Source organism: Brucella sp. TWI559 (genome assembly GCF_039674265.1).
In the GTDB taxonomy this organism is placed as follows: Bacteria; Pseudomonadota; Alphaproteobacteria; order Rhizobiales; family Rhizobiaceae; genus Brucella; species Brucella chromiisoli.
Genome location: NZ_JBDJNE010000006.1, coordinates 24,706 through 50,327 on the forward strand (window position 1 = coordinate 24,706; position 25,622 = coordinate 50,327).

Here is a 25,622-nt window from a genome sequence, read left to right on the forward strand (position 1 = left end):
GGTTGTTGTTTCCAGTCATTACGGAATTCTATAGAAACGATTCATGTCGATCTGGGGCCGCATCGGTGAGTTTGTCACTTCCTTAACGCTGAACGCTATTTCAAGCGTGATTGAGGCTGTGCGAACGGTTTTTGAAGGGGATGCAGATACGCGCAGGCGTGTTGCTTTTTCCATCGCTATGATCGCTCTTGCAGCCAAAATGGCGAAAGCTGATGGCGTTGTTACCCAGGACGAGTTTCGGGCATTCCAGAATATTTTTTCTGTTCCACCCGAAGAGCATGCTCATGTGGTCCGGCTCTATAATCTCGCACAGCAGGACGTTGCAGGCTATGAGAGCTACGCGCGTCAGCTTGCTGGCCTCTGCCGTGAAGGCGATGATAATTGTCATTTGCTGGAAGACATTCTCGACGGTCTGTTCCATATCGCAACGGCCGACGGTTATGTGCATGAGAAAGAAATGGCGTTCCTCTCAAGTGTTGCCGAGATATTCGGCTTTGATGAGGAAGGTTTCGAGCGTATTGCTCTGCGCCATGTCAACCAAGGCGAGGGCGACCCCTACGCCATACTGGGTCTGGTGCGGGGTGTTTCGTTTGAGGATGCGCGCAAGCGGTATCGTTCATTGGTCAAAGAGCATCATCCTGACCGGCTTGTTGCGGAAGGTCTTCCGCTTGAATTCATCAAGATTGCAAATACACGCCTTGCTGCCATCAATGCAGCCTGGGCAAGCGTAGAAAAACAGTTGGAAGCCGCATGAGCAGCCCAGATACATCAGAAGAAGAACTCCTGACGGCACTCGCTTTGGAAAAGCCCGACTATCCAGCCGCGACTGTCGATGCATCGCCGAATTTTGGTATCCGCAAGGATGGCAAGACGCCGACCTATCTTATCCTGCATTATACCGGCCTCGCGACCGCTCAGGAGGCGCTTGATATTCTCAAGTCGCCCGAGAGGGAAGTCTCGGCCCATTACCTTGTCCATGAAGATGGCCGCGTAGTGCAGATGGTTTCTGAAAAGGCGCGCGCATGGCATGCAGGGAAAAGTTTCTGGAAAGGCGAAACCGACATTAATTCGGCTTCGATCGGCATTGAGATCGTCAATCCGGGTGAGTTAGAAAACTACCCGCCCTTCGCCGATCGCCAGATTGAAGCCGTCATTGAGCTCTGCCGAAGCATCTGCGAGCGTTATGGCATTCGTCCCGAGCATGTTCTCGCGCACTCAGATATAGCGCCAGAACGCAAGACAGATCCTGGCCACAATTTTCCATGGAGGCGCCTGCATGAAGCAGGGCTAGCCCATCACATTGAACCGACAGCCATTCGTGGCGGACGTTTTCTCGCGCGTGGCGAGCAGGGGCAACCCGTCGAGGCTTTGCAATCCATGCTAGCGCTTTATGGTTACAAAATTGAGATCAATGGTGTGTTTGATGAGGCTACTGAGACCGTGATTAAGGCGTTTCAACGACGTTTTCGAACACAGAATGTGGACGGCGTGGCCGATGTATCCACGATCGATACCCTCTACAGGCTGATTTTTTCATTGCAAAACGTTACCGCGTAAGAGCTTTGATCTGTTCTCTTATGGCACAGGTATATGTTTCATATTTCTGTAACAATTTCATTAAACTAGAGCGGATGCATCTTTGGGTAGTGGTGATTTTCTACTGCTGCGCGCATCACGGATTGTGACAGGGTTTATTACAACCTGTAAGACTATTTTACTTCCCGAACCAATCTTCGGCTGCATTTGCCCGTCAAATGAGCTGCCATTCCCGGCTGTGACGAGCGGGCCCAGCTTTGATAAGCGGGCAAGAGTTTGTGAGCGGGATCATAAATAAACGGCACTGCTGCCCCCAAGACCAGCAATGCCCATAAGCAATCCAAGACGGTAGGTCATGAAAGTAAAATTTGTTGTTGTATGCGCCCTTATTGGCGCCGTGAGTTCTTTTGGTCTTAATTCTGCGATGAGTGCTCCGCTTAATGAGCCAACCAATCTGACGGACCTGCTGAAGGCTCGGGCACAGAACAAGATGGCTGAAGCCAATAAGGCAGAAAATAAATCGCGCTCCGCGAATGCAGAGCCAAGACAGACAGCCAAAAAGGCTTCCGTGGTTACCAGGCGTTCTGCGCCGAATGCTAAAGGCGCGAAGCGCTCCAAGGCAGACGGTACGGCTTCACAGTCTGTAGAGAAGTCCGGCAAGCCTTATTCCCAGATTATCAATCGTTATGCTGCGACCTATGGTGTGCCGTCCTCGCTTGCGCATGCCGTTGTGCGTCATGAAAGCAATTTTCAGCCAAATGTTCGTGGCAAGGCTGGCGAGATCGGCCTCATGCAGATTAAACTCTCCACGGCGCGCAGCTTGGGTTATTCCGGCTCTGCCAAGGGGCTTTATGAGCCATCGACCAATATCCAGTATGGTATGAAATATCTCGCTCAGGCACAGAAGCTTGGCGGCGGCACGACGTGCGGTACGATCCTCAAGTATAATGCCGGTCATGGCGCCAAGCGCATGAACCCGACCTCTGCAAAATATTGCAGCTCGGTTAAGTCTTATATGGCTGGCCTTTAATAATTAAATTTACTTTGTCGGCCGCGTTGAGTTTCAGGTCGATGATGTGAACGAAAAGCCGGTAGCGGTTTCGCTGCCGGCTTTTCTGTTGTGTGCAGATTTTTTCGAAACACGGTTCCCAGCTAGTCCGAACGTGTTATATACGCGGCCGTCAGTCGGTCGGGCAGCCGCGCTTGTCATATGCCGAAAGGCGGCAGGTGAGGAAAGTCCGGGCTCCATGGAAACACGATGCCGGGTAACGCCCGGCGGGGGCGACCCCAGGGACAGTGCCACAGAAAGCAGACCGCCCCGTCTTCCGTACCGCTTGTCAAAGCGGCAGGGATGACGGGGTAAGGGTGAAAGGGTGGGGTAAGAGCCCACCGCGCCGGTGGCAACACAGGCGGCACGGTAAACCCCATTGGGAGCAAAACCGAATAGGGACGGCGCGCCGGTCCGCAAGGATCGGCAATCAGTTTCCGGATCAGCCGTCCGGGTGGGTTGCAAGAGGCGGGTGGCGACATCCGTCCCAGATGAATGGCTGCCACGTTGGACGCAAGTCCGGCCATACAAAACCCGGCTTATAGACCGACTGACACTTTTTCTTCCCCGTATCCGCTAATCGACATTTTTATTTGATCGCAGGAAACGGATAGTTGTGTGCGTGTTGCATATCTATTGCGGGGCCTCCCAATCAAGGAGGTTTCTATGTCGAGTTTAAAAGATAAGGTCGCAATCATTATTGGCGCATCATCAGGAATAGGGCGTGCTGCGGCAATGTTGTTTGCGTCTGAGGGGGCATCTGTTGTTTTGAATGCGCGTAACAAGTTAGGGCTTGAAGCGGTAGCGCATACTATCAAAGAGCTTGGTGGTGAAGCGTATTATGTGGCGGGTGACGCTTCTCATTCTGAAACACATGAAAAACTCATAGCCGTAGCGCAGAACGTGTTCGGCCGTCTTGATATTGCCTTTAATAATGCAGGCACTGTCGGTCCCGTCGTACCGATGGCAGAGGCAAGCCTTGATGATTGGAACAATGTGATCGCCGGTAATCTGACATCGGCATTTCTCGGTGCAAAATCGCAGATACCGTCAATGCTCAGGTCTGGCGGCGGTTCAATCATTTTCACATCAACCTTTGTCGGCAGCAGTGTCGGCATTCCAGGAATGGCACTTTATGGTGCTGCAAAGGCTGGCTTGATGGGATTGGTGAAAGGCATCACCGCAGACTATGGATCCCAAGGCATCAGAGCCAACGCGCTTTTGCCGGGCGGAGTTGATACGCCGATGGCAGGCAACGATGCGCAGAAAGAATGGGCAGCAGGCCTGCATGCAATGAAGCGGATTGCGCAGCCCGAAGAAATTGCTCAGGCGGCGTTATTTCTCGCGGGGCCGATGTCAAGTTTCGTTACTGGTTCAGCACTCTATGCTGATGGCGGCAATTCAGCCGTCAAATAAAAAGTCAGCGGCTTTCCGGGCTGGAAAGCCGCTTCCCATTTCAGATCGGTGCTCCGGTGAAGAAATCGTAGATCAGTTTCATGTTCAGCACGACGATGATGGCTGCTGTGATTGCGGCAAGCAAGGTCACCCAGCGTGGCGCTGTGAGCGCCCCCATTTTTTTCTTTTCTGCCGTGAACATAACCAGCGGGATGACCGCAAAAGGCAATTGCAAGCTGAGCACGACCTGCGACAGGATCAGAAGTTCGCTCGTTCCTTCGGAGCCATACATAATGGTGACGATGGCTGCTGGTACGATGGCGACAAAGCGGGTGATGGCGCGGCGCAGCCATGGTTTGAGCTTGATGTCGATAAAGCCTTCCATCACGATCTGGCCAGCCATTGTCGCGGTGATGGTCGAGTTTAACCCGCAACAAAGCAATGCGATTGCGAAAAGCGTCGGGGCAAGCGCTGAACCGAGCAGCGGATTGAGCAACGCGTGTGCCTTATCGAGATCCTCGACGCCTGTATTGCCGGTCGCATTGAAGCTGGCCGCTGCAAGAATGAGGATCGATGCGTTGACCAGCAAAGCGAAGGTCAGTGCAATTGTCGAATCGAGTGTCGCATAGCGAATGGCTTCCCGCTTTTCCGGTAAGGTGTGACCGTAATCACGGGTTTGGATAATGCCTGAATGCAGATACAGGTTATGTGGCATGACCGTCGCACCGATAATGCCCAATGCTATATAAAGCATATCCGGGTTGCGTATGATTTCCGTGGTTGGTGCAAACCCGCGGATCACCTCACCCCAATGGGGCTGTGCCATCAGTATTTGGATCAGAAAGCAGACAGCGATCACACCGAGTAAGGTAATGATCAGTGCTTCGACACGGCGGAAGCCCTTGTTCTGCAAATAGAGTACAAGAAGCACGTCGGCGGCAGTCAGGATTACACCGATTTCCAGCGGAATACCGAAAAGCAGATTAAGACCGATTGCCGTTCCGATCACTTCGGCGAGGTCTGTGGCACAGATGGCAAGTTCTGCCAGAAACCACAAAGGCCAGGCGAGAAAACGCGGATAGGCATCGCGGCAGGCCTGCGCAAGATCACGACCCGTAGCAACCGCAAGCCGGGTACACAGCGCTTGCAACAGAACGGCCATGAGATTTGAAAGCAGCACGACTGACAAAAGCGTGTAGCCAAAACGCGATCCGCCAGCGAGCGAAGTTGCCCAGTTGCCGGGATCCATATAGCCGACAGCAACAAGGTAGCCGGGCCCGAAAAAGGCCATGGCACGGCGGAATTTCGAGCCAGAGCGGCTGACACGAACTGACCGATGAACATCCGACATCGAAGCTTCGCCCCGTTCCCGACGCCAGCCTTCAAATGTAACTTCTTGCGGAGCGGGAGGCGTACTTCCCCGAAGGGGCATCTTAAATGCCATGCGTCATGTTTCCAAAATGCAATTGCGAATTATTTGCAATAAATAACGTTTGTATGGTTTGCCGTCAACTGCTGTTCATTGAGCGTTTTTCATATCAGTGTGATTGTTCAATCTAGGTATTGGACGAATTGACCGTAGGCCGGAAGCGCGGTTTTGGATGCCTGAATCACGTGAAATCGGGGCAACAAAACTTTTCTATAAGTTCCGGTTTTTTGATTGGGCAGAGCAAAGCATAACGGTTCATTAAGCTTAATATCCGATAACTGTTTGAACGAATCCGTCAAATCGGCAGCCGTCTGAAATTGGCCGGAATTCGAAAGAAAACACAGGATAGCGGGACGTGATCCCGGGAAAGGACCGTGATGATGGCTAGCCTCGGCGGAGACCAATCTCAAGCCGAAGGGGCTCAGGTCCGTCACGTTCCGGTGCTTATCTCCGAAGTGATTGATGCCCTGAAGCCCGAAACCGGCAAAGTAATCGTCGATGGCACATTCGGTGCAGGGGGTTACACGCGGTGCGTTCTGGAGCAGGGGGCGAATGTTATTGCAATCGACCGTGATCCCACCGCGATTGACGCCGGACAGGCCATGGTCAGGCAGTTCGATGATCGGCTTACGCTGGTTGAAAGCCAGTTTTCCAGGCTGGATCAGGCTGTTGAGCAGGTTCTGGGCGACGGCGCGAAAGTTGATGGTGTTGTGCTTGATATTGGTGTCTCATCGATGCAAATCGATGAAGCTGAGCGTGGGTTTTCATTTCAGAAAGATGGTCCGCTCGACATGCGCATGTCCCGCAAGGGGCCAAGTGCTGCCGATGTGGTGAACCGCCTGAAGATGGGTGATCTGGCGCGCATCTTTAATTTTCTTGGCGAGGAACGCCATGCGGGGCGTATCGCGCGCATGATTGAAAAGCGGCGCGAAGCGCAGCCTTTCACACGCACGCTTGATCTCGCCAATGCCATTGAAGCGCTGGTCGGGCGCAATCCGAAAGTGCCTATTCATCCGGCAACGCGTGTGTTTCAGGCGCTGCGCATTTATGTGAATGACGAGCTTGGTGAATTGGCGCGTGCACTGCTTGCGGCAGAACGCGTTCTTAAACCGGGTGGCCGTCTGGTGGTCGTAACCTTCCACTCGCTCGAAGACCGGATGGTCAAGCGTTACTTTGCAGATCGCGCCGGTGGCAGTGCCGGATCGCGGCATCTGCCGGAAACCCACGTGCGTCTTCCCAGCTTTACGGCTGCGGTGAAGGGGGCTGTTGGGCCGAGTGTTGAAGAAGAAGAGCGCAATCCTCGTGCCCGTTCCGCAAAATTGCGTGCGGGTGTGAGAACTGAAAATCCGCCTCTTGAAGATGATCTTTCGCTGTTCGGGCTGCCAAAGCTGCCTGAAACGCATGAACTGACCCGGAGTTGAACGAGTGCTGCGTACTTTTGAACTCATCATGATAGCGGCGATGCTGGTGGCAGCAACGATCACCTATACCATCAAATATGATGCGGAACGGCAGATCGCTGTCATTGCAAAATTGAAGCGCCAGATCGATTCCGAAAAGGACACGATTACGCTGTTGCGCGCGGATTGGGCATTGATGAGACAGCCGGGCCGTTTGCAGAGCCTTGTTGGTGTTTATGCGGACGAGTTGAAACTTGCACCCATTGAAGCTGAACAGTTTGCTATGGGCGTTGAAGATATTCCTGAGCGTCAGCTGGACGACATTCAGAAGCTGATTTCCGGCAGTGACGAACTGGTCGCAAGCGGTGTTCTGAAGCCAGACGCAACGACCACAGGAAGCATCAAGAAAAATGGAGCGAGGCACTGATCATGCGGCTGAAGCTCGGGTTTTCCAAAAAGAACAAACAGAACATTCATGACGGCATGGAGCCGGCTGGCAATGAAAAGCTGGCTGGCAATATGGCGTTTGTCGGCTCGCGTAAAAAGAACGGCAACCGTGCCCGCAATCGTCTTTGGATGGCGATTGTCTGCTTCGTTGGCATTTATGGTGTGATCGGCGGGAAGCTGGTCTATTTTGGTGTGATCGGCGGCGAAGATGAGGAGTCAAACGGTCCAGCAGTGCATCAGCTTGCATCGCGACCCGATATTCTGGATCGCAATGGCGAAATTCTTGCCACTGACATTAAAACATCATCGCTTTTCGCCGAACCGCGCAAGATTGTCGATCCCGATGAAACCATTGAGCTGCTTTCAACGGTCATTCCTGATCTTGATTGGGAAACGACCTATCGTCGTCTGAAGAGCGGTGCGGGTTTTGTCTGGATCAAGCGCGGCCTGACACCGCGTCAGCAGAGCCAGATCATGGCGCTCGGTGTTCCGGGCATTGGTTTTCGCACCGAAAAGCGTCGTTTTTATCCCGGTGGTCCGACCGCTTCGCATATTCTGGGCCTCGTCAATGTCGATAACCAGGGCATTGCCGGCATGGAGAAATATATCGACAGTCAGGGCCTGAGCGATCTGCGCGCTGCGGGTATGGCGACGGCACAATCGCTGGAACCGGTCAAACTTTCCATTGATATTCGCGTGCAGCACATCATGCGTGACGTGCTGGTGAAGGCTGTTGAACGGTATCGTGCAATTGCAGCGGGTGCGGTCGTTCTCAACGTGAAGACCGGCGAAGTGATCGCCATGGCTTCGGTGCCGGATTTTGATCCGAACAATCCCGTGCATGCGCTTGATAAGGATCGCCTCAACCGTATGTCGGCAGGCACCTATGAAATGGGCTCGACGATCAAGAGCTTCACCACGGCAATGGCGCTCGACTCGGGTAAATTTACGCTTAATTCGCGCATCGATGCATCGCGTCCGCTGGTGATTGGTCGCCAGACCATCCGCGACTTCCACGGTAAGGGCCGTGTGTTGACGCTGCCAGAGGTTTTCATCTTCTCTTCCAATATTGGTTCTGGTCATGAGGCCAATGTGGTGGGCATTGAAGGCCATCGCGCATTTTTGAAGAAAATGGGTTTGCTGGACCGCATGGAGACGGAGTTGCCAGAAGTTGCCCGTCCTGTCGAACCACGCGTCTGGAAGAAAGTTAACTCCATGACCATTGCGTTTGGTCACGGCATGATGACGACACCGCTTCAGACAGCAGTGGGTGCGGCAGCATTGATGAATGGTGGCAAGCTGATTGAACCAACCTTCCTGACCCGAACCCAGGCTGAAGCCAATAAGGTTGCAAAGCAGGTCATCCATCCGCAGGTTTCCGCCGATATGCGCTATCTCTATCGTTTGAACGCGACAGCGCCCGGCGGTTCTGGCAAGCGCGCCACCGTTCAGGGCTATCGCGTTGGCGGCAAAACCGGCACGGCTGAAAAAGTTGTGCATGGCCGTTATTCGAAAGATGTGCGCTTCAACGCCTTCCTTGCATCCTTCCCGATGGACGATCCAACCTATGTCGTTCTGACGATTATCGACGAACCGAAACCGGAAGAAGGCAAGTATAGCGCAACCGCCGGTCTCAATGCTGCGCCAATGGTGGCTGACATTATTCGCCGTTCGGCCACTTTTTTGGGAGTAAAGCCCGATTTTCGACTCGAATTTGCGCCAGCAGAGTCTGAATTGGCCTTTGCTGATTCTGCAAATGACTGATTTGTGCAATTGCATGTAAAACCTGACCGTCTGCACACTGTAACTGGAATTGGTATGACCATGAAGTTGAAAGACATCGCACTTTTTAAGGAACTTACCTCCGGTTCGGCGGGTGATCTGGAAATCACGGGTGTTACGTCGGACTCCCGGAAAGTGCAGCGCGGTTTTCTTTTTGCCGCGCTCAAAGGTGTGAAGGCCGATGGTGCTGTTTTTGCTGCGGATGCTATCAGCCGTGGCGCTGCTGCGATCATTGCCGGTAAAGATACGATTATTAGCAATGCAGCCGTACCCGTTGTGCATGTGGAAGATCCACGCCATGCGCTGGCGGTTGCCAGCGCACAGTTTTACGGCAAGCAACCTGAGGTCATGGTTGCAGTGACTGGCACCAGCGGCAAGACGTCTGTCGCTTCGTTTACGCGCCAGATTTGGGCTTATGCGGGTTTTCCGGCTGCCAATATCGGGACCACAGGCGTATTTTCGCCAACGCGCAGCGATTACAACTCGCTGACAACACCGGATCCGGTTGAGTTGCAGCGTGTGCTCGCAGAACTGGCCGATGAAGGTGTGACCCATGCCGCGATGGAAGCGTCATCGCATGGTCTTGATCAGCGTCGTCTTGATGGTGTGAAGTTGGCCGCAGGTGCTTTCACCAATCTTGGTCGCGATCACATGGATTATCATGCGACGATCGAAGAATATCTGCATGCCAAGATGCGCCTGTTCGACACTTTGCTGCCAAAGGGATCGCCTGCAATCATTTTTGCAGATGACCAGTTCTCGCCCCAGGCAATAGAAGCGGCAAAAGCTGCTGGTTGCGATGTGAAGACAGTCGGCCGCAAGGGTGATTTCATCACCATCAAACGTGTTGAGCATGAGCGCTTCCGCCAGCACGTTGAAGTGCGTATTGGCGATGAAATATTTGAGATTGAATTGCCGTTGGCCGGTGATTTTCAGGTTGCCAATGCGCTTGTTTCAGCTGGCCTTGCCATGGTCACAGGTGTTCCGGTTGCAGCCGCCATGCGTGCGCTTGAACGCCTTAAAGGGGCGCCGGGCCGTCTTGATCTGGTTGGTGCCACGGAAGAGGGCGCTCCTGCCTATGTGGACTATGCGCATAAGCCGGAAGCACTTGAAAATGTTCTCACATCGGTGCGCCCATTCACGACTGGCCGCGTCATCGTGGTGTTTGGCTGTGGCGGCGATCGCGACAAGGGCAAGCGCCCGATCATGGGAGAAATCGCTGCGCGTCTGGCGGATGTTGCGATCGTGACTGACGACAATCCACGCTCGGAAGTGCCAGCACAGATCCGTTCGGAAATTATGGCTGCGGCGCCTGGTGCGACCGAAATTGGTGATCGGCGTGAAGCGATCTTTACCGCTGTGTCGATGATGATGCCCGGCGATACGCTGGTTGTTGCGGGCAAAGGCCACGAGGAAGGCCAGATTGTCGGTGACCTTACGCTTCCTTTCTCCGATCATGCGGAAGTGGCGGCAGCGCTTGCTGCACGTCTTGAGGAGAATAAGAAATGAGTGACTGGCTTTGGGCATCTGCCGATATGGTCGAGGCCATGGAAGGTCGTCCTGTTGGCACCATGCCTGCCGGAATTACCGGCATTTCTATTGATAGCCGCACGTTGAAAGAGGGCGAAGCGTTTTTCGCAATTAAGGGTGAATTGTTTGACGGTCATGACTTTGCAACAGCGGCCATGGCTGCTGGTGCTGGTCTTCTGGTGGTCAACGAATCCCGTCTGCCTGCTCTTGGCAATCTCAAAGTGCCGATGATCGTGGTTGATGATGTCCTTGAAGCGTTGATCAAGCTTGGTATTGCCTCGCGTGCGCGCTCCAAAGCGCAGATCATTGCCGTGACCGGGTCTGTGGGAAAAACAACGACGAAGGAAGCGTTGCGTCATGTGCTGGCTGATTGCGGCAAAGTTCACGCATCGGTCGCGTCATTTAACAATCACTGGGGTGTGCCGCTGACGCTCGCCCGTATGCCTGCCGATACAGATTATGGTGTGTTCGAAATCGGCATGAACCATCATGACGAAATTCGCCCGCTGGTGAAAATGGTTCGTCCGCATGTAGCACTGATTACTTTGATTGCTCCGGCCCACCTTGGCCATTTCGCCAATCTTGAAGAAATTGCAACAGCCAAAGCCGAGATTTTTGAAGGTGTTGTGCCGGGCGGTTATGCGTTGCTCAACCGCGACGACAAGCGTTTCAAGCAGCTTGAAGACCTTGCTGCGCAGGCAGGCGTTGAGCATGTGGTGACTTTCGGTGAAAATGCCCGTTCTGACTACCGCCTGCGTGAAGTGAAGATGCATCCGACCTGCTCCTGTATGACGGTGAAGATCGGTGATGAAGAAGCCGTCGTCAAAGTCGGTATGCCGGGACGGCATATTGTGCAGAATATGCTTGCGGTTCTTGGCGCGGCCCATCTCGTTGGTGCAGATATGGCCAAGGTTGCCATCGCCATGGCAACGCTGACCGCTGAAGGCGGACGCGGTGCACGCCATGTGCTGGAACATCCAGACGGTGGTTCCTTCACGCTGATCGATGAAAGTTACAATGCCAATCCGACCTCGATGCGCGCTTCTCTTTCGCTTTTGCAGGCCACTCCGCCGCAAGGACCGCGTGGACGCCGCATCGCTGTTCTTGGTGATATGCTGGAGCTTGGTCGTCAGTCCGGGAAGCTTCATGCTGATCTTGCGCGTCCCATTGTCGATGCAGAAGTGAACGCGGTTTATATCGGCGGACGCGAAATGTCGGTGCTCAAAAATGCTTTGCCGGTTGAAATTCACGTCGAATACAGGCAGAGCACCGATGAATTGTTGCCGCTGGTGACGAAGGCTGTGCGTCCCGGCGATGTTGTCATGGTGAAATCATCCAAGGGGATTGGCTTCTCCAAAATCGTCAAGGCGCTGACCAGCCAGTTTCCGCCAGTGGTGCCTGCCGAGTAGCAGTTTTTGAGGGATTTTTCTCCGCATGTTGATGCTTCTTTCAATCTTCGCCGAGCATGTGACACCGTTTAACGTGTTCCGCTACATCACGTTCCGCACTGGCGGCGCGATGATCACCTCGGCGTTGATCGTGTTCCTTTTTGGCCCCACGATCATCAATGCGCTGCGCGTGCGACAGGGAAAAGGTCAGCCGATCCGCGCTGACGGTCCTCAGACACATTTCAAAAAAGCCGGTACGCCTACCATGGGCGGCCTGATGATCATGACCGGTATTTTGGTCTCCTGCTTTTTGTGGGCCAACCTTTCCAGTATCTACGTCTGGGTTGTGTTGATGGTCACGGTGGGTTTTGGCGCCATCGGCTTTTATGACGATTATCTGAAAGTCACGAAGCAGTCGGACAAAGGTTTTTCCGGCAAATCACGTCTGGCTATCGAGTTCCTGATTGCAGCCGTTGCAGCCTTCATCATCATGCGGGCAGGGCAGGAGCCATTCTCCTCGTCGCTGACATTTCCGTTTGTGAAGCAGTTTGTGCTTAATCTTGGCTGGTTCTTCATTCCATTGGCAGCCTTTGTCATGGTTGGCGCTGGCAATGCGGTGAACCTGACTGACGGTCTTGATGGTCTTGCTATCGTGCCTGTGATGGTCGCGGCTGCATCTTTTGGCTTCATCGCCTATCTTTCGGGTAATGCGATCTTTGCCGATTACCTTCAGATCCATTTTGTTCCGGGTACGGGCGAGCTGGCCGTGGTGCTGGGTGCTGTTATCGGCGCCGGGCTTGGCTTTCTCTGGTTCAATGCGCCTCCGGCTGCAATTTTTATGGGCGATACCGGCTCGCTGGCATTGGGCGGTATGCTTGGTACGGTTGCTGTTGCGACCAAGCACGAAATCGTTCTTGCCATCATTGGCGGCCTCTTTGTCATGGAGGCACTTTCGGTCATTATTCAGGTTGGTTCGTTCAAGCTCACTGGCAAGCGCGTGTTCCTGATGGCCCCGATTCATCATCATTTTGAAAAGAAGGGCTGGACAGAAAGTCAGGTCGTGATTCGTTTCTGGATCGTGGCAATTATCCTTGCCATGATCGGCCTTTCCACATTGAAGCTGAGATAAGGCAAACAGAATGATCCCGATCACCGCCCTTAAAGACAAGACTATCGCCCTCTTCGGACTGGGCGGGTCGGGCATCGCCACCGCCAAGGCAATCGTTGCCGGTGGTGCGAAGATCATTGCCTGGGACGATAATCCCGACAGTGTGGCACGTGCGCAGAGCGCAGGCATTGCGACGGGGGATTTGAGGCAGGCGGACTGGTCACAGTTCGCTGCCTTTGTGCTTTCACCCGGCGTGCCGCTGACCCATCCGAAGCCACATTGGAGCGTTGATCTGGCTCGTGCAAATGGCGTTGAAATTATTGGTGATGTCGAACTCTTTGTTCGCGAGCGCAATCATATTGCACCCGATTGTCCGTTTATTGCTATCACCGGCACAAACGGCAAATCCACCACAACCGCACTGATTGCCCATATCATCAAGGCTTCAGGCCGCGACATGCAACTCGGCGGCAATATCGGTACAGCAATCCTCACATTGGAAGCGCCTGCGCCAGGCCGTTTCTATGTGGTTGAGTGCTCGTCTTATCAGATTGATCTCGCACCATCGCTGAACCCGACTGCCGGTATTCTGCTGAACCTGACGCCGGATCATCTTGATCGCCACGGCTCGATGGAAAACTATGCCGCTATCAAAGAACGGCTGGTTGCGAAAAGCGGCGTGGCAATCATAGGCGTGGATGATGCATATTGTGCGGGTATCGCAGATCGTCTTGAAAGCAGCAGCGTAAACGTTGCAAGGATCTCCAAGGATAAGCGGCTTGAAAACGGAAGCTTCGCCGAAGGCGCAAAGCTTTATTGTGCCACAAATGGCAAAGCCGAAGAACTGGCTTCCCTTGAAGGCATTGGCTCTTTGCGCGGTGCGCATAATGCGCAGAACGCGTTGGCTGCAATTGCGGCCTGTTTGTCGGTGGGCCTATCGATTGAAGAAATTCGTGCGGGTTTGAAAACTTTTCCGGGTCTTGCGCATCGCATGGAACAGGTTGGCCATCGCGGCAAGGTTCTGTTCGTCAATGATTCAAAGGCGACCAATGCGGAGGCGACAGCTCCGGCGTTGTCGTCTTTTGCTGATCATATTTACTGGATCGCCGGCGGTGTACCCAAGGCTGGCGGCATCAGCGCTTTGTCGGAATTCTTTCCGCGTATAACAAAAGCCTATCTGATTGGTGAAGCGGCAGCACAGTTTGCTGCGACGCTGGGCGATGCCGTGCCATTTGAGATTTCCGACACGCTGGCTGTTGCGGTTGAGCACGCCGCGCGCGATGCAGGCAATGATGCGGCAAGCGAACCCGTGGTTCTGCTTTCACCGGCTTGTGCAAGCTTTGATCAGTTTCAGAATTTTGAAAAACGTGGTGATGCATTCCGCACCACCGTTCTCACGCTCCCCGGTATTGAACCAATTGGAAGGGAAAGCTGATGGTAAGTCGCGTTGACCGTGGTCCTGTCGCCAACTGGTGGTGGACAATCGACCGTTACTTTCTGGCTGCATGTCTGGCTCTGATGGGGCTTGGTGTGCTGTTGTCCTTTGCGGCAAGTCCTGCCGTTGCACAGCGCATTGGCCTTAACAGCTTCCATTTTGTTGAGCGTCAGATCTTCTTCATGATCCCGGCTCTGATTGTGATGATTGGCGTGTCGTTTTTGACACCGCGCCAGATCCGGCGCTTTGCGCTGGTGCTGCTTTGTGTGTCGCTGTTTTTGATGGCGGCCGCACTTTTTGTGGGTATCGAGATCAAGGGTGCGCGTCGATGGGTGAGCCTTGCAGGCTTGTCTATTCAGCCGTCTGAATTCATGAAGCCAGCCTTTGTGGTCATCTGCGCCTGGCTTTTCTCCGAGCGTGAACGCGGTGGTGAGATGCCGGGCTATTTTCTGGCGATGATGCTGTTTTGTGTGACGGCCGGATTGTTGATGTTGCAGCCCGACTTTGGTCAGACCATGCTTACCACCGGCACATGGGGCGCAATGTTCTTCCTCGCCGGTCTGCCGATGCTGTGGATTCTGGTCCTTGGCGGTATTGCAGCGGTCGGTGCTTTCGGTGCCTATATGACACTGGATCACGTTGCGGGCCGTGTTAATCGCTTTATGACGGGTGAAGGTGATACGTTTCAGGTGGATATGGGGCGTGAGGCTCTTTTGCGCGGTGGCTGGTTCGGCCAGGGGCCGGGTGAAGGCATCGTCAAGCGCAGTATTCCAGACAGTCACACCGACTTTATCTTTTCAGTTGCCGCAGAAGAATATGGCATCATTCTCTGCATGATCATCATGGCGCTTTTCGCTTTTATCGTGATCCGCGGGCTTTCGATTGCGCTTCGCGAGCGTGACGCATTCACACGTCTGGCTGTGTCGGGCATCGTGATTCTGTTCGGCTTCCAGTCGATTATTAACATGGCCGTTAATCTGCATCTGATGCCTGCCAAGGGCATGACGCTTCCATTCATTTCTTATGGTGGTTCCTCGCTGGTCGCGATTGCTATCACGATGGGCATTTTGCTGGCGCTGACCCGTCGTCGCCCGGAAGCGCGCATGACGCATACGGTTGGTATGGGTGAGCGCATTCCGGCTTTGTGAGGGGATTATGGGAAAAGGCGTAATCGTATTGGCCGCCGGGGGAACGGGCGGTCATCTGTTTCCAGCTGAAGCGCTGGCGCACGAATTGAAGTCTCGCGGATGGGACGTGCATCTGGCGACCGATGCACGGGCGCAGCGTTTTGCCGGTGCCTTTGCAGAGGACCATGTGCACGTGATCCGCTCTGCCACCATCGCCGGACGCAATCCAATTGCGCTGGCACGCACATTGTGGTCGTTGTGGCAGGGTAATCTCGACAGCCGCAAATTGTTTCGTCGCCTCAAGCCGAAGCTTGTCGCAGGCTTTGGTGGCTATCCGACATTGCCGCCGCTTTATGCAGCAGGCAATATGGGCATTCCGACGCTTGTCCATGAGCAGAACGCTGTCATGGGCCGAGCCAATAAGGGACTGGCTTCGCGCGTGAAAGCGATTGCTGGTGGGTTCCTGCCAGAAACAAGCGGTGCTTTTTCTGACAAGATCGTTGCGACCGGCAATCCGGTTCGCCCGCCTGTGCTTGCGGCTGCCAACACGTCTTATAAGCCAGCCAAAGAGGGGCAGCGTTTTCGCCTTCTGGTATTCGGTGGTAGTCAGGGTGCGCAGTTTTTCTCAAATGCTATTCCCGAAGCAATTGCGCTTATGCCGGAGAGCGAACGCGCACGGCTGCTGATTACACAACAGGCGCGTAAAGAGGACGAGGCATCCGTTCGTTCTGCCTATCAGAGGCTGAAAATTCCAGCCGATGTGGCACCCTTTTTCAACGACATGCCCGCGCGCATTGCAGATGCGCATTTTGTGATTTCGCGCTCAGGCGCATCCACCGTTTCAGAAATTGCGGCGATTGGCCGTCCGGCCATGCTGGTGCCGTTTCCGCATGCGCTTGATCATGATCAGGCTGCGAATGCGGCGGCCCTTGCTGCGGCAGGAGGTTGCGAGGTCGTGCGTCAGGCAGAGCTTACACCGCAGCGGCTCGCCGAAATCATCTGTTCAGCCATGAATGCGCCTGAAAGGCTCGAACAGCAGGCAAAAGCGGCAAAAAGCGTTGGTAAGCCGGATGCCACGCAGTTGCTTGCCGATCTTGCAGAGGCTATTGCAGCAGGTAAATCTGTTCAGGAATTCAAAGAAGGAACTCGGCCATGAAAATGCCGCTGAATATCGGGCTTGTCCATTTTATCGGGATCGGCGGCATTGGCATGAGCGGCATTGCGGAAGTGCTGCACAATCTCGGCTATAAGGTTCAGGGTTCGGATCAGTCGGACAGCGCCAATGTGCAGCGTCTGCGCGAGAAGGGCATTGAAGTCTTTGTCGGTCACAAGGCCGAAAATATTGGCGATGCCGAAGTCATCGTTGTCTCGACGGCGATCCGCAAAAACAATCCTGAACTTGTGAGTGCGCGCGAAAAGCTTTTGCCGATTGTTCGCCGTGCGGAAATGCTGGCCGAGCTGATGCGCTTTCGTCGTGCGGTTGCTATTGGCGGCACGCACGGCAAGACCACGACCACGTCGATGGTGGCAGCGCTGCTTGATGCTGGTCATCTTGATCCGACGGTTATCAATGGCGGCATCATCAATGCTTACGGCACCAATGCACGCATGGGGGACGGCGACTGGATGGTTGTTGAAGCCGATGAAAGCGATGGCACCTTCCTTAAGCTTCCCGCCGATATTGCGGTTGTGACCAATATCGATCCGGAACATCTGGATCACTATGGCAATTTCGACAATGTGCGCGCGGCTTTTGCGCAGTTCGTTGAGAATGTGCCGTTTTATGGGTTTGGCGTGATGTGCCTTGATCATCCTGAAGTGCAGGCTCTGGTCAGCCGCATCGAAGATCGTCGCATTGTGACTTATGGGCAGAACCCGCAGGCTGATGTGCGTTTTGTCAATCATCGCATGGACGGCGCTGTCAGCCTGTTTGACGTCCTGATCCGTTCGCGCAAGGGCGAAACAACCGAGATCAAGGATCTGCGCTTGCCAATGCCGGGTCTGCACAATGTTTCCAATGCGACGGCTGCGATTGCTGTCGCACATGAGTTGGGTATTTCGGCAGACGATATTCGTCGTGGACTTGGTGCATTTGGTGGCGTCAAGCGTCGCTTCACCCATACGGGATCGTGGAATGGCGTTGAGATTTTCGACGACTATGGCCATCATCCGGTTGAAATCCGCGCGGTGCTGAAGGCTGCGCGTGAAGCAACCAAGGGTCGAGTGATCGGCATTGTTCAGCCGCATCGTTACACGCGCCTGCATAGCCTGTTTGATGAGTTTGCAGCGTGCTTTAATGATGCTGACACTGTTATCGTAATGCCGGTTTATACAGCAGGTGAGGACCCGATTGAGGGTGTGAATTCGGAAATGCTGGTTTCTCGTATCAAAACGGCAGGTCATCGCGATGCGCGTTTTGCAAGCGGGCCGGAAACCTTGGCGCCACTGGTCGCATCGATTGCTGAACCTGGGGATTTCGTGGTCTGTCTGGGTGCAGGCAGTATCACGCAATGGGCTTATGCATTGCCGAAAGAGCTGGCTGAACAGGGTAAAAAGTAATGGAAAGCGGCGAGGCGCTTCTCAAGAAGCTTGATGGAAGGCTGTCGGGACTGCGTGGCAAGCTGACGCCGGATGCTGGTATGGATAAGATTACATGGTTCCGTGCCGGCGGTCCTGCACAAGTTCTGTTTCAGCCTGCTGATGAAGAAGATTTGTCTGAATTTCTGAAGGCTGTGCCGGCAGAGATTCCCCTTTTGGTTGTGGGTATCGGTTCCAATCTCTTGGTGCGTGACGGTGGAATCCCGGGCTTTGTGGTGCGTCTGTCTGCCAAGGGGTTTGGTCATGTCGAGCAGGTTTCGCAAACACAGTTAAGAGCAGGGACCGCGACGCCGGATAAACGTGTGGCAGCGGCAGCACTTGAAGCGGGGCTCAGCGGCTTTCACTTCTACCATGGCATTCCCGGTGGCATTGGTGGTGCTCTGCGCATGAATGCCGGTGCCAATGGGGTTGAAACGCGCGAGCGTGTGGTTGAAGTGCGTGCGCTGGATCGCAAGGGTGAACTGCATATCCTGTCCAACGCCGATATGGGCTACGCCTATCGCTATTCCTCGGCATCGCCTGAGCTGATTTTCACCTCGGCTCTGTTTGAAGGTATTCCGGGCGACCGCGACGAAATTCAGAAGGCTATGGATGCGGTGCAGAATCACCGCGAAACGGTGCAGCCTGTGCGCGAAAAAACGGGCGGTTCAACTTTCAAAAATCCTGAAGGCACGTCTGCGTGGAAGGAAATTGATAAAGCTGGTTGCCGTGGCTTGCGCGTGGGTGGCGCTCAGATGTCAGAGATGCATTGCAACTTCATGATCAATACCGGCGACGCCACCGGATATGACCTTGAAACGCTTGGCGAGACAGTTCGCGCTAAAGTTTATGAGAATTCAGGCATTCGCCTTCATTGGGAGATTAAGCGGCTCGGCTTGTTCCGCGAAGGGCGGGAAGTGAAAGAATTCTTATAAAAAGTCCATTCTTAAGAAGCCCGGATTTCCCACTGAAATTCCGGGCTTTTTTGTGCTTATTGAGTGATTCGAAACGTGCTCCCCTTTTGATAGGGGCTTGCCACGGAATCAACTCTCTGATTCTTTATGGTTAACCGTACAGTGATTTGATTCGTCAGGGTTTTTCCTGACTTGGGTGTCCGCTGCGTAATGTGGGTGGGCTATCCTGATTCTATTTTTGATTCGAGCGCAGGGAATGCGCAGAGGGGATGACTGACATGGCTGGACAGAAGGCTGTAAAGCATGTTGCCGTTTTGATGGGCGGTTTCTCATCAGAGCGTCCGGTCAGTCTTTCGTCGGGTACTGCCTGTGCTGCGACCCTCGAAGAATGCGGCTATCGCGTCACGCGCATTGATGTTGATCGTAATGTTGCAAGCGTTCTTGCTGAATTGAAGCCTGATGTGGTGTTTAATGCGCTGCATGGTCCGTTTGGTGAAGACGGTACTATTCAGGGGATTCTTGAATATCTTCAAATTCCTTACACGCATTCTGGCGTGTTGGCTTCAGCGCTTGCCATGGACAAGGATCGCGCCAAAAACGTTGCTGCTGCGGCTGGCGTCACGGTTGCGCCTTCGCGTCTCATGAACCGTTTTGATATTGGTTCCGAGCACCCTATGCAGCCTCCTTACGTCGTCAAACCTGTGCGTGAAGGCTCCAGCTTCGGTGTTGTTATCGTCAAGGAAGACCAGACGCATGCGCCGCAGATCATCGGCTCTGCCGAATGGAATTATGGTGCCGAAGTTCTGGTTGAAAAATACATCCCCGGCCGTGAGTTGACTTGCGCGGTGATGGGTGATCGCGTGATGGATGTCTGCGAGATCATTCCGGTGGGGCATCAGTTCTACGATTTTGATTCAAAATACGTGCCTGGCGCATCAACTCACGTATGTCCGGCAAAAATTTTACCAAATATTTACCAAAAAATACAAACAATGGCCCTTACGGCGCATCGGGCAATCGGGTGTCGGGGCGTAAGCAGATCAGACTTCCGTTTCGATGATCGTTTTTCTGAAGAAGGCGAAGTTATCTGGCTGGAAGTGAATACTCAGCCGGGCATGACTCCTACCTCGCTCGTACCTGACATCGCGAAGACGGCAGGTATCTCTTTTGGTGAATTGTTGAGTTGGATGGTGGAGGACGCGTCTTGTTTGCGTTAAACGGCAGATCACATGAATACAGGCGTTCGGGCGCGATGCGGGATGCATCGGGTGCGGCCTTTGTTCTGCCGCGCTTTCTGCGCAAGCCGTTCCGCTTTGCTGTCCGTATGTTTCAGGGCAATATCAATGTTCCGCGTTATGCCGGTACGATTGGTATGCTCAGCTTTCTTGGTGCAACCGGCATCTATGGCATGGTGCTTGGTGGACATTCCGAGAATATGATCAAGGCGACGGCTTCGACTTTCGGTTTTGCTATTGAAAACGTGAAGGTCGTTGGTAACAGCGAAACGTCAGATATTGATATTCTGGGTCAGCTTGAACTGGACGGCGAGACCTCTTTGATCGGCCTGAGTGCGGAAAGTGCGCGTCAGGCGATTGCCAAGCTGCCTTGGGTTGAGAGCGCTGAAGTGCGCAAGGTTTATCCGGGCACGCTGCTGGTTTCGTTGGAAGAGCGCAAGGCCTTCGCCGTCTGGCAGAATGGTCAGGAGCTTTCGCTGATTGATTCGGCGGGCGATACAATCGTTCCATTCCGTCCGGGCCGTTATAATGCTCTCCCGCTTGTGGTGGGTGAAGGCGCTGAAAAGCGCGTTAAGGGTTTTGTGGATGAGGTTGCGGCTTATCCTGCTTTGGCTTCCAAGGTTCGGGCTTATATCCGGGTTGCGGATCGTCGGTGGGATTTGCTGCTGGAAAACGGCGTTCGCATCATGCTGCCGGAAGATGAGCCGATGAAGGCTCTTGCGGAAATTGAACGCCTTGATGGGGAAAAACATCTTCTGTCCCGCGATATCGCATCGGTCGATATGCGTCTTGATGATCGTGTTACGGTTCAGTTGACGGCAAGCGGTATGGAGCAGCGCCAGAAGTTCTTGGCTGATCGTAAGAAAGAATTAGCCCGCACGGGGAAGCGCGTATGAGTATTCTTGGCGGAAAAAGTTCAACACAGGCTGGAGGGGCAGGGCGCAAGGTGCGCCTACTGACCGTTCTGGATGTTGGTTCAAGCAAGGTTTCTTGCGTGATTGCACGCTTGCGTCCGCATGAAAGCGGTGTGCTTCTTCCGGGGCGCACGCATCGCATGGAAGTTCTTGGTATTGGTCATCAGCGTTCGCGCGGTGTGAAGTCCGGTGTCATTATCGATCTTGATGCCGCAGAACAGTCGATCCGCCTTGCTGTTGATGCTGCTGAACGTATGGCCGGTTTGACCGTCGACAGTCTGATCGTCAATATTTCCGCAGGACGTCTCAAGAGCGAAACCTTTACCGCAAGCGTTAATCTTGGCGGTCATGAAGTTGAGCAGACTGACATTCGCCGCGTGCTGGCCGCTGGCGCCAAGCAGGCGCTTGCTGCCGAACGCCACCTCGTGCATTCGCTGCCCGTCGGTTACACGCTTGACGGAGAACGCGGCATTCGCGATCCGCTTGGCATGCTGGGTGACAGCCTTGGCGTTGATATGCATGTGTTGACGGCTGATGCAGCACCCTTGCGTAATCTTGAGCTTTGCGTCAATCGTTGCCATCTTTCCGTTGAAGCAATCGTTGCCACGCCTTATGCGAGCGGTCTTGCCGCTCTCGTGGGTGATGAAGCGGAAATGGGTGCGGCCTGCATCGATATGGGCGGCGGCACAACAACGATCTCCGTGTTCTCCGAAGGCAAGTTCATTCACGCTGATGCTGTCGCTATCGGTGGATCGCATGTCACGATGGACGTGGCGCGCGGCTTCTCTACGCGTATGGAAGATGCTGAACGTCTCAAGGTTATGTATGGTTCGGCGCTGCCAAGTGCAGCTGACGACCGCGATCTCATCTCGGTGCCGCCCATTGGCGATGACGAGCGTGATGTACCCAATCAATATCCGCGTTCGGTTTTGACGCGGATCATCCGTGCACGTGTGGAAGAAACGCTGGAACTGGTTCGCGACAGGCTGAACCAGTCGGGCCTCGGCCATATTGTTGGTAAGCGTGTGGTGTTGACCGGTGGCGCAAGCCAGTTGCCGGGAATGCCGGAAGCTGCCAGGCGGATTCTTGCAAGGAATGTACGCATCGGGCGTCCGCTAGGCATAGCAGGATTGCCAGAGGCGGCTAAGGGTGCGGCTTTCTCCGCGACCGTTGGGCTTCTGATTTACCCCCAGGTGGCAGGTATTGAAGAGCGGTCGGTGAAAGCAGCTTCCTCCGGTCTTATGACCGGTACGGGGGGGCGAATTCAACGTGTCAGCCAATGGCTGAAAGAGAGTTTTTGAGTACACATTGAGTGATTTGATTGCGTGATGTGGGCGTAACCATCAGCGTAATAACCAATTAGCACCGCGGCGGCGAAGCGGTGAGAGGCTTAAGAGGAACGAGAACCATGACCATTAATTTGCAAAAGCCGGACATCACCGAGCTCAAGCCTCGCATCACCGTATTTGGTGTTGGCGGCGGCGGCGGCAATGCGGTCAACAACATGATCAATGCCGGTCTGCGCGGTGTGGATTTTGTTGTGGCCAACACTGACGCGCAGGCTTTGACGATGTCGAAGTCCGAACGCATGATCCAGCTTGGTGCAGCTGTCACCGAAGGTCTGGGCGCTGGCTCGCAGCCGGAAGTTGGTCGTGCGGCTGCTGAAGAGTGCATTGACGAAATCGTCGATCACCTCAATGGCACACATATGTGCTTTGTTACTGCTGGTATGGGCGGCGGTACCGGCACGGGTGCTGCTCCTGTTGTGGCACGCGCTGCACGCGAACGCGGTATCCTCACCGTTGGCGTTGTTACCAAGCCTTTCCATTTCGAAGGTGCTCGCCGCATGAAGACGGCTGAGCTGGGCATCGAAGAACTGCAGAAGAATGTTGATACACTGATCGTCATTCCAAACCAGAACCTCTTCCGCATTGCCAATGACAAGACCACTTTCGCCGATGCGTTCGCAATGGCTGATCAGGTGCTTTATTCGGGTGTTGCCTGCATCACCGATCTGATGGTCAAGGAAGGTCTTATCAACCTCGACTTTGCTGACGTTCGCTCGGTCATGCGCGAAATGGGCAAGGCGATGATGGGTACAGGCGAAGCGTCAGGCGAAGGCCGTGCGATGGCTGCTGCTGAAGCTGCAATTGCCAATCCGCTGCTTGATGAAACCTCGATGCGCGGTGCGAAGGGTCTTCTGATCTCGATCACCGGTGGCCGCGACATGACGCTGTTTGAAGTCGATGAAGCTGCAACCCGTATCCGCGAAGAAGTTGATCCAGAAGCCAACATCATTCTTGGCGCCACCTTTGATGAAGGCCTCGAAGGCGTCATCCGTGTATCCGTTGTTGCGACTGGCATCGACAAGCAGATTGGAGATGCGGCGCCTGCGCCGCTGGAATTTCGCCAACCGGTAAAGCCTGCTGCCCAGACCAAGCCGATGGCTCCGCACGGCGCTCTGCGTCCTCCGGTTGTTGAACAGCCACGCCAGGCCGAGCCTGCGGCTCAGTCGATTGAAAACGAAATTCCGGCAACGCCTGCTGCTCCAGCAGCTTCGGCAGCTCCTGAATTCCGTCCGCAGAGCCGCATTTTCCAGGCGCCAGCCGCTGACAGCTTCGAGCGCGCACCTGTTGCACGTCCAGCCGCTCCACAGCCGCAGATGATGAACAATCAGGCAACGGCTCAGGCTATGCAGCCACAGGCTTATCAGCAGCCACAGCAGATGCATTCAGAGCCTGTTCGCGAGCCACGTCCTGCTCCACGCATGCCAGCTGTTTCGGATTTCCCGCCTGTAGCACAGGCTGAAATCAATGCACGCCGTGCAGCGCCGCAGCAGCCTGTCCATGAAGAACGCGGCCCAATGGGTCTGCTTTCCCGCCTGACCCGTGGTCTGACGCGCCGTGAAGAAGAGCAGCCAGCTGCACGTTTGGAACCAGCGCATCGTGAACCTGCAATGCGCCAGCCAGAACAGCGCCGCCCAATGCAGCAGGATGCGTCAATCTATGCGCCACGTCGTGGCCAGCTTGACGATCAGGGCCGTCCGCAGCCACGTGCTGCTTCGGAAGAAGACCAGCTCGAAATTCCGGCATTCCTGCGCCGTCAGTCGAACTGATCATCTGACCCCGTGTTAAAAATCAAAGCCGCAGGATATATCCTGCGGCTTTTTTGTTGGGGGTATACGTTAAATTTTGTAAGAAAGCGTGATTTTGAATGCCAGGAGGCACTCATTATTTATAGACAATAAATTCGTATAAAGATGCGGGTTGCTTATGTGTATCTGCCACTAATTTTGCCATATCTCTTTATATTAAAGAGAGCATGACGGAAGCCAGCGGCGTCAAGATGCGAGGCTGGTGGTCTGCTGGATTGTGGTTAAGCAGACTGCACTTATGAAGAATAGATTGGACCTGTTTTGAGCGTTTATCAAAAGACAATTGGTCGTGTGCTGACTTTGTCCGGTGTGGGCGTCCATGGTGGCGCACATGCATCGGTGACATTCGTTCCAGCCGACGCCAACACAGGAATTATATTTCAGCGCTCCGACATCGAGGAAGCGCCCGCAATACGTGCGCATGCATCCGAAATCGGCGCGACGGATCTCTGTACGGCTCTTGGACCAAAAGAGGCGAGAATCAATACCGTCGAGCATTTGATGGCAGCGATAGCAGCCCTTGGCATCGACAACATGATTGTTGAAGTTGAAGGCCCGGAAGTGCCTATTCTTGATGGCACGTCGGCGCGTTTTATCGATGCATTCGATGAGGCGGGTATTGTCACGCAGGAAGCCAAGCGCCGGTTTATCCGCATTCTGAAAACCGTGCGCGTCGAAGCTGGCGGTTCGTGGGGTGAATTTCAGCCCTATTCGGGTACGCGCTACGAAGTCGAGATCGATTTTGAATGTCCGCTGATCGGGCGTCAGAAATATGCCAACGATATCAATGAAGTGATATTTAGAAAAGACATATCCACCGCACGTACATTTGGCTTTATGAAAGATGTCGAGCGGTTGTGGGCGGCTGGTCTTGCACTTGGATCGTCGCTCGACAATTCACTTGTCATTGGCGACGACAATTCGGTTATCAATCCGGGTGGTTTGCGTTTTACGGATGAGTTCGTGCGCCATAAGACGCTGGACGCGGTGGGTGATCTGGCGCTGGCCGGCCTGCCTTTTATTGGTTGCTTCCGCTCGTATCGTGGCGGGCACCGATTGAATGCGGAGACGGTGAAGGCCCTTCTGGCCGATAAGTCAAATTACGATATTGTTGAGGCCAGTGGCGTGCGTCGCAATGCTGACAGCTCGGATATGGTTGCACTTCAGCCTAATATTGCCGCACCCTGGGCGCTTTGAAACTCA

Annotated in this window: 21 protein-coding genes and 1 other RNA gene; 21 read left to right on the forward strand and 1 reads right to left on the reverse strand. The window is 54.2% G+C overall.

What is annotated here, in order from left to right:
• The first annotated feature begins 43 nt into the window (after positions 1–43).
• The 5 genes from ABE530_RS09560 to ABE530_RS09580 all read left to right on the forward strand — a co-directional run bounded on the left by ABE530_RS09560 (position 44) and on the right by ABE530_RS09580 (position 4,000).
• A complete protein-coding gene (locus tag ABE530_RS09560; RefSeq protein ID WP_396997582.1) occupies positions 44–754 on the forward strand; it encodes a TerB family tellurite resistance protein in 711 nt (236 codons plus the stop codon).
• Complete coding sequence (locus tag ABE530_RS09565) at positions 751–1,557, forward strand: N-acetylmuramoyl-L-alanine amidase (RefSeq protein WP_499694370.1); 807 nt, start codon at positions 751–753, stop codon at positions 1,555–1,557. The genes ABE530_RS09560 and ABE530_RS09565 overlap by 4 nt, the downstream gene beginning before the upstream one ends.
• Before the next feature lie 334 nt (positions 1,558–1,891).
• Complete coding sequence (locus ABE530_RS09570; protein ID WP_396997578.1) at positions 1,892–2,566, forward strand: lytic transglycosylase domain-containing protein; 675 nt, start codon at positions 1,892–1,894, stop codon at positions 2,564–2,566.
• Between the two features lie 151 nt (positions 2,567–2,717).
• Positions 2,718–3,142, forward strand: an RNA gene (rnpB, locus tag ABE530_RS09575) — RNase P RNA component class A.
• Positions 3,143–3,250: 108 nt separating this feature from the next.
• Positions 3,251–4,000, forward strand: coding sequence for an SDR family oxidoreductase (locus ABE530_RS09580; protein WP_396997576.1), 750 nt, complete (start codon positions 3,251–3,253; stop codon positions 3,998–4,000).
• Positions 4,001–4,040: 40 nt separating this feature from the next.
• Here ABE530_RS09580 and ABE530_RS09585 read toward each other — a convergent pair whose 3' ends face one another.
• A complete protein-coding gene (locus tag ABE530_RS09585; RefSeq protein WP_499694458.1) occupies positions 4,041–5,411 on the reverse strand; it encodes an Nramp family divalent metal transporter in 1,371 nt (456 codons plus the stop codon).
• 374 nt (positions 5,412–5,785) lie between these two features.
• On the opposite strand from ABE530_RS09585, the gene rsmH reads away from it, so the two are divergent.
• The 16 genes from rsmH (at position 5,786) to lpxC (ending at position 25,616) form a co-directional block, all read left to right on the forward strand.
• Positions 5,786–6,829 carry a 16S rRNA (cytosine(1402)-N(4))-methyltransferase RsmH gene (gene rsmH / locus ABE530_RS09590; RefSeq protein ID WP_499694459.1) on the forward strand — a complete coding sequence of 348 codons (1,044 nt, stop codon included), beginning with the start codon at positions 5,786–5,788 and terminating at the stop codon, positions 6,827–6,829.
• A gap of 4 nt (positions 6,830–6,833) precedes the next feature.
• On the forward strand, positions 6,834–7,235 hold the full coding sequence (gene ftsL / locus ABE530_RS09595; RefSeq protein WP_265985430.1) for a cell division protein FtsL: 402 nt from the start codon (positions 6,834–6,836) through the stop codon (positions 7,233–7,235).
• A gap of 2 nt (positions 7,236–7,237) precedes the next feature.
• A complete protein-coding gene (locus ABE530_RS09600) occupies positions 7,238–9,019 on the forward strand; it encodes a peptidoglycan D,D-transpeptidase FtsI family protein (RefSeq protein ID WP_499694371.1) in 1,782 nt (593 codons plus the stop codon).
• A 54-nt stretch (positions 9,020–9,073) separates the two neighbouring features.
• Positions 9,074–10,546, forward strand: a complete 1,473-nt coding sequence (locus ABE530_RS09605) for a UDP-N-acetylmuramoyl-L-alanyl-D-glutamate--2,6-diaminopimelate ligase (RefSeq protein ID WP_396997572.1) — start codon at positions 9,074–9,076, stop codon at positions 10,544–10,546.
• Positions 10,543–11,976, forward strand: coding sequence for a UDP-N-acetylmuramoylalanyl-D-glutamyl-2,6-diaminopimelate--D-alanyl-D-alanine ligase (locus tag ABE530_RS09610; RefSeq protein WP_265985427.1), 1,434 nt, complete (start codon positions 10,543–10,545; stop codon positions 11,974–11,976). The genes ABE530_RS09605 and ABE530_RS09610 overlap by 4 nt, the downstream gene beginning before the upstream one ends.
• Before the next feature lie 25 nt (positions 11,977–12,001).
• A complete protein-coding gene (mraY, locus tag ABE530_RS09615) occupies positions 12,002–13,084 on the forward strand; it encodes a phospho-N-acetylmuramoyl-pentapeptide-transferase (protein WP_265985426.1) in 1,083 nt (360 codons plus the stop codon).
• Between the two features lie 10 nt (positions 13,085–13,094).
• Entirely contained in the window at positions 13,095–14,498 is a 1,404-nt protein-coding gene (gene murD, locus ABE530_RS09620; protein WP_499694372.1) for a UDP-N-acetylmuramoyl-L-alanine--D-glutamate ligase, read from the forward strand.
• Entirely contained in the window at positions 14,498–15,646 is a 1,149-nt protein-coding gene (ftsW, locus tag ABE530_RS09625; RefSeq protein WP_265985424.1) for a putative lipid II flippase FtsW, read from the forward strand. The genes murD and ftsW overlap by 1 nt, the downstream gene beginning before the upstream one ends.
• A 7-nt stretch (positions 15,647–15,653) precedes the next feature.
• Positions 15,654–16,781, forward strand: coding sequence for an undecaprenyldiphospho-muramoylpentapeptide beta-N-acetylglucosaminyltransferase (gene murG, locus ABE530_RS09630; protein ID WP_499694373.1), 1,128 nt, complete (start codon positions 15,654–15,656; stop codon positions 16,779–16,781).
• A complete protein-coding gene (murC, locus tag ABE530_RS09635; protein WP_396997563.1) occupies positions 16,778–18,184 on the forward strand; it encodes a UDP-N-acetylmuramate--L-alanine ligase in 1,407 nt (468 codons plus the stop codon). The genes murG and murC overlap by 4 nt, the downstream gene beginning before the upstream one ends.
• Positions 18,184–19,137 (forward strand): UDP-N-acetylmuramate dehydrogenase, encoded by a 954-nt coding sequence (murB, locus tag ABE530_RS09640; protein WP_499694374.1) that lies wholly within the window; start codon positions 18,184–18,186, stop codon positions 19,135–19,137. The genes murC and murB overlap by 1 nt, the downstream gene beginning before the upstream one ends.
• A gap of 257 nt (positions 19,138–19,394) precedes the next feature.
• Positions 19,395–20,333 (forward strand): D-alanine--D-alanine ligase, encoded by a 939-nt coding sequence (locus ABE530_RS09645; RefSeq protein ID WP_499694375.1) that lies wholly within the window; start codon positions 19,395–19,397, stop codon positions 20,331–20,333.
• Positions 20,321–21,247, forward strand: a complete 927-nt coding sequence (locus tag ABE530_RS09650) for a cell division protein FtsQ/DivIB (protein WP_396997557.1) — start codon at positions 20,321–20,323, stop codon at positions 21,245–21,247. Before ABE530_RS09645 ends, ABE530_RS09650 begins: the two co-directional genes overlap by 13 nt.
• Positions 21,244–22,566: a cell division protein FtsA gene (ftsA, locus tag ABE530_RS09655; protein ID WP_265985417.1), complete on the forward strand. Its 1,323-nt coding sequence runs from the start codon at positions 21,244–21,246 to the stop codon at positions 22,564–22,566. The genes ABE530_RS09650 and ftsA overlap by 4 nt, the downstream gene beginning before the upstream one ends.
• A 107-nt stretch (positions 22,567–22,673) precedes the next feature.
• Positions 22,674–24,380 carry a cell division protein FtsZ gene (ftsZ, locus tag ABE530_RS09660; protein WP_265985416.1) on the forward strand — a complete coding sequence of 569 codons (1,707 nt, stop codon included), beginning with the start codon at positions 22,674–22,676 and terminating at the stop codon, positions 24,378–24,380.
• A 300-nt stretch (positions 24,381–24,680) separates the two neighbouring features.
• The gene (gene lpxC, locus ABE530_RS09665; protein ID WP_265985415.1) at positions 24,681–25,616 is read left to right on the forward strand and encodes a UDP-3-O-acyl-N-acetylglucosamine deacetylase; all 936 of its coding nucleotides are present in this window, start codon (positions 24,681–24,683) and stop codon (positions 25,614–25,616) included.
• The last annotated feature ends 6 nt before the right edge of the window (positions 25,617–25,622 follow it).

Excerpts from the sequence above, each read along its gene's own strand:
- ABE530_RS09560 (WP_396997582.1), top strand. The coding sequence starts at position 44 with ATGTCGATCTGGGGCCGCATCGGTGAGTTTGTCACTTCCTTAACGCTG.
- ABE530_RS09565 (WP_499694370.1), top strand. The coding sequence starts at position 751 with ATGAGCAGCCCAGATACATCAGAAGAAGAACTCCTGACGGCACTCGCT.
- ABE530_RS09570 (WP_396997578.1), top strand. The coding sequence starts at position 1,892 with ATGAAAGTAAAATTTGTTGTTGTATGCGCCCTTATTGGCGCCGTGAGT.
- ABE530_RS09580 (WP_396997576.1), top strand. The coding sequence starts at position 3,251 with ATGTCGAGTTTAAAAGATAAGGTCGCAATCATTATTGGCGCATCATCA.
- ABE530_RS09585 (WP_499694458.1), bottom strand. The coding sequence starts at position 5,411 with ATGCCCCTTCGGGGAAGTACGCCTCCCGCTCCGCAAGAAGTTACATTT.
- rsmH (WP_499694459.1), top strand. The coding sequence starts at position 5,786 with ATGATGGCTAGCCTCGGCGGAGACCAATCTCAAGCCGAAGGGGCTCAG.
- ABE530_RS09600 (WP_499694371.1), top strand. The coding sequence starts at position 7,238 with ATGCGGCTGAAGCTCGGGTTTTCCAAAAAGAACAAACAGAACATTCAT.
- ABE530_RS09605 (WP_396997572.1), top strand. The coding sequence starts at position 9,074 with ATGACCATGAAGTTGAAAGACATCGCACTTTTTAAGGAACTTACCTCC.
- ABE530_RS09610 (WP_265985427.1), top strand. The coding sequence starts at position 10,543 with ATGAGTGACTGGCTTTGGGCATCTGCCGATATGGTCGAGGCCATGGAA.
- mraY (WP_265985426.1), top strand. The coding sequence starts at position 12,002 with ATGTTGATGCTTCTTTCAATCTTCGCCGAGCATGTGACACCGTTTAAC.
- murD (WP_499694372.1), top strand. The coding sequence starts at position 13,095 with ATGATCCCGATCACCGCCCTTAAAGACAAGACTATCGCCCTCTTCGGA.
- ftsW (WP_265985424.1), top strand. The coding sequence starts at position 14,498 with ATGGTAAGTCGCGTTGACCGTGGTCCTGTCGCCAACTGGTGGTGGACA.
- murG (WP_499694373.1), top strand. The coding sequence starts at position 15,654 with ATGGGAAAAGGCGTAATCGTATTGGCCGCCGGGGGAACGGGCGGTCAT.
- murC (WP_396997563.1), top strand. The coding sequence starts at position 16,778 with ATGAAAATGCCGCTGAATATCGGGCTTGTCCATTTTATCGGGATCGGC.
- murB (WP_499694374.1), top strand. The coding sequence starts at position 18,184 with ATGGAAAGCGGCGAGGCGCTTCTCAAGAAGCTTGATGGAAGGCTGTCG.
- ABE530_RS09645 (WP_499694375.1), top strand. The coding sequence starts at position 19,395 with ATGGCTGGACAGAAGGCTGTAAAGCATGTTGCCGTTTTGATGGGCGGT.
- ftsA (WP_265985417.1), top strand. The coding sequence starts at position 21,244 with ATGAGTATTCTTGGCGGAAAAAGTTCAACACAGGCTGGAGGGGCAGGG.
- ftsZ (WP_265985416.1), top strand. The coding sequence starts at position 22,674 with ATGACCATTAATTTGCAAAAGCCGGACATCACCGAGCTCAAGCCTCGC.